Annotated in this window: 3 protein-coding genes; 2 read left to right on the top strand and 1 reads right to left on the bottom strand. The window is 73.8% G+C overall.

Translation table 11 applies throughout. The features are described 5' to 3' along the window. A partial coding sequence (locus GUY60_RS35785; RefSeq protein WP_223178775.1) for a hypothetical protein occupies positions 1–527 on the top strand: 527 nt, incomplete at its 5' end. An 87-nt stretch (positions 528–614) separates the two neighbouring features. Then, positions 615–2954, top strand: coding sequence for a protein translocase subunit SecD (gene secD / locus GUY60_RS35780; RefSeq protein ID WP_161705589.1), 2340 nt, complete (start codon positions 615–617; stop codon positions 2952–2954). A gap of 10 nt (positions 2955–2964) precedes the next feature. Here secD and GUY60_RS35775 read toward each other — a convergent pair. After that, positions 2965–3653 (bottom strand): DUF4328 domain-containing protein (locus GUY60_RS35775; RefSeq protein WP_161705587.1); only part of this gene is annotated, 689 nt, incomplete at its 5' end.

The following is a 3653-nucleotide window of genomic DNA, read 5'->3' as shown; positions in this document are numbered from 1 at the left end:
GGTGTGGCATGGGGGAGGAATGCGTGCGGGCTGCCGCCCGCCACCAGGCGCTCGCCGTTCCGCCGGCCGCCCGCCGCCATGCGCTATCCGTCCCGCCGGCCGCCCGTCGTCGGCCGCTCGCTGTCGCGCTGTCCGGGTTGCTCGCGGCCGTCGCGTTCCTGCTGCTGCCGTCGTCCATGGCGGCGGCCGAGGTCAAGACCGCGCGGGCGGGCGGCGCCGTCCAGTTCACGCACGGCCACGCCGGCGTCCAGATCGGGTACGGCAAGGGCGGCGCCCACCTCACGTACGGCCAGATCGGCTCGCACCCCGAGACCACGCCGCCGCCCCCGTTCCTCACCCCCGCCGCGCGTGCGGCGGCACGGCACGGGGCGCACGGCGGGCCCGCCCAGGGCGTCGGCCCGGCCGGGCACGCGGTGGGCCGGGACAGTGGAGTGCCGCGGCCGCGCGGGCCGCCGAGCGGCAGACCGACCGGATCCGGCCTGATCCAAACGACAGGCCCTAGCACTCAAGTCCCGGTCGACGCCTGACCGTTCCCGCCCCGGCGGGGTGCGCGGCAGGCGCCGGTCCCGTCTGCCTGCCCGACGAAACCCACGGGCACACTCCTCGGGAGAACCATGTCTCGCGCGCCCCTGTGGCGGGCGGCCGTCGCGCTCTGCGTGATCGCCGCCGCACTCTTCTTCGCCCTCACCCAGTCCGCCCGCCTAGGTCTCGACCTGCGCGGCGGCACCCAGATCGTCCTGGAGACCAAGGACTCACCCACGACCGCCGCCGACACCGAGTCGACGCAGCGCGCCCTCGAAGTGCTGCGCCAGCGCGTTGACGCCCTCGGTGTGTCCGAGCCGAGCCTGACCCGCTCCGGCGAGAACCGCATCATCGTCGAACTGCCCGGCGTCCAGGACCCGCGCGAGGCCGCCGAGGTCGTCGGCCGCACCGCGCAACTCACCGTGCACCCGGTGCGCGGCGTCACCGACAAGGCCCCGAAAACCGAGGCCAAGGACAGCGGCGGACCGGACACGGACAAGTCCCCGACCCTGCCCGACCCCGACCAGAAGGGCGCGTATCTGCAGCTCGGGCCCACCGCCCTGACCGGCGAAGGGGTGCGCGACGCCGAGGCCGTCCTCGACCAGCAGGGCATGTCCGGCTGGATGGTGAACCTGGAGTTCCGCAAGCAGGCCGGCGCCGACTGGGCCCGCGTCACGGGCAAGGCGGCCTGTGCCCCGCAGGGCGATCCGCAGCGGCGCGTCGCCATCGTCCTGGACGGCCGGGTCATCTCGGCGCCCAGCGTGAACCCGGAGGTGGCGTGCGACGTCGGCATCACCGGTGGCAGCACCCAGATCACCGGCGGCTTCGACCAGGAGGCGGCCGGTGAGCTGGCCGCGCTGGTCAAGGGCGGCGCCCTGCCGGTGCCCGTCGAGGTCGTCGAACAGCGCACCGTGGGCCCCACGTTGGGCGCCGACGCCATCTCCGCGAGCGCCCAGGCGGCCCTGATCGGCCTTGCCCTGACCGGCCTGTTCATCGTCATCGTGTACCGCCTCCTCGGCGCCCTCGCCACCCTCGCCCTCGCCCTGTACGGACTGATCTCGTACGCCGCCCTGGTCGCCCTCGGCGCGACCCTGACGCTGCCGGGACTCGCCGGTTTCGTGCTCGCCGTGGGCATGGCGGTGGACGCCAACGTCCTGGTGTTTGAACGGGCCAGGGAGGAGTATCTGGGCGCCCGTACGAAAAGCCTGGACAAACCTCTGCGTACCGGGTTCGAGAAGGCGTGGAGCGCGGTCGTCGACTCCAACGTGACGACGCTGCTCGCCGCCGGGCTGCTGTTCTTCTTCGCGGTCGGCCCGGTCAAGGGCTTCGGCGTGACGCTCTCCGTCGGTGTCCTCGCGTCCATGGTCTCGGCGCTGGTGATCACCCGCGTCCTGGCCGAGTTCGCGGTCGCCCGCGGCTTCGTACGGAAGCGGCCCGCCCTCACCGGGATCACCTCCACGGGCCGGGTGCGGGCCTGGCTGGCCCGTCGCGACCCGCGCCTGGTGCACCACCGGCGGCGCTGGCTGGGCGCCAGTGCCCTCCTTGTCATGGTGGCCGTCGCCGGGATCGGGCTGCGCGGCCTGGACTTCGGCGTGGAGTTCACCGGCGGGCGGCTCGTGGAGTACAGCACCAGCAGGCCCGTGCCGGTGGACACCGCGCGCGAGGCGGTCGCGGACGCCGGGTTCCCGCGCGCGGTGGTGCAGGAGTCCGGCGACGGCGACATCTCCGTACGGACGGAACGCCTCAGCAACGACCAGCAGCACACCGTCAAGGAGGCACTCGAACGGCCCGGCGGCGAGGTCACCGTGGAGCGGGACGAGCTGATCGGGCCGAGCCTCGGGGACGAGTTGCGGCAGAAGGCGCTGATCGCCCTCGGGGTGGCGGTCGCCGCTCAACTCCTGTATCTGAGCGTGCGGTTCCGCTGGACGTTCGCGGCCGCGGCGGTCGTGGCGATGGCGCACGACGTCCTGCTCGTGGTGGGCCTCTTCGCATGGCTCGGCAAGCCCGTCGACAGCGTGTTCCTCGCGGCGCTGCTCACCGTGATCGGGTACTCGGTCAACGACACGGTGGTCGTCTTCGACCGGGTGCGCGAGGGGCGCCGCCGCGACCCGCGCACCACGCTGGTCGACACCGCCAACAGAGCCGTGGTGCAGACGCTGCCGCGGACCGTGAACACCGGTATGGGCGCGCTGTTCGTGCTCGCCGCGCTCGCTGTGCTCGGCGGTGACTCGCTCGCGGACTTCTCGGTCGCGCTGATCGCGGGCGTCCTGGTCGGCATGGCGTCGACGGTGGGTACGGCGGTGCCGCTCGCGGTGACCCTGGAGCGGAAGTGGCCCGCGGAACCCCGCCGCACGACGCGGCCGGGCACCGGCGGGCCAAGGGCGGGCGGGCCGTTGGAGTCCCGCAGGAAGGGGACGGGCGCGGTGGTCTGAGCCCGGCGGCTCAGCCGGCGACGGGCGCTGCGGGATGCCGGTCCTGCAGCGCCCCGAGCCGGCGTACGACGACGAAGGTGAGGGCGCAGGCGGCGACGGCGAAGGCGTCGCCGATGAGCAGGTCGGTCACCCCGTCGGTGACCGCCCACACGGCGTCGTCGCCGTCGGCCAGGACCGCGAAGCCGTTCCACAGCTGGAAGGAGGTGCCGAGCACGGCCAGCCACCACACGGTGAGCAGCGCGTTGCCGCGCCGCTGGCCGGGCGGCGGGGTGGACGCGGCCCACACATCGTTGACGATCATCTTCGGCACGAAGAACAGGCCGATGGCGCACAGGCAGCTGAGCAGCAGCCACCCCATCCCCTGCCGCTGCGGCCAACTCGGGTCCAGGACAAGGGCGTTGGCCCGCATCTGGAAGAACCAGGCGACGAGCAGCAGCACCGTGAGCGCGAGGCAGCCGCGCAGTACGCCGCCGGTGTTGCCGAGCCACATCTCGGCCCGCTGGTAGCCCTCGGCGGTACGCGCGGTCGCCTCCTGGGAGAGCGGCCTGATCAGGGACTTCATGTGCCACTGGGCGAGCGCGGCGGCCACGGCCGCGACCCCGCTCGCGACCACGGCGACAAGGAGGAGCAGCCCGAGAACCCGGGGCGACCTGACCCCCGGCTCCGTCGGCCCGTCGGAGGCGGCGGCGGGGGAAGGGG

The sequence above is a fragment of the Streptomyces boluensis genome (assembly GCF_009908195.1).
In the GTDB taxonomy this organism is placed as follows: Bacteria; Actinomycetota; Actinomycetes; order Streptomycetales; family Streptomycetaceae; genus Streptomyces; species Streptomyces boluensis.
The sequence above is the reverse complement of the archived record's forward strand: the minus strand, read 5'-3'. Positions and strand labels throughout refer to the sequence as shown.

Coding starts and splice junctions, on each gene's coding strand:
- secD (WP_161705589.1), top strand. CDS start 615: ATGTCTCGCGCGCCCCTGTGGCGGGCGGCCGTCGCGCTCTGCGTGATC.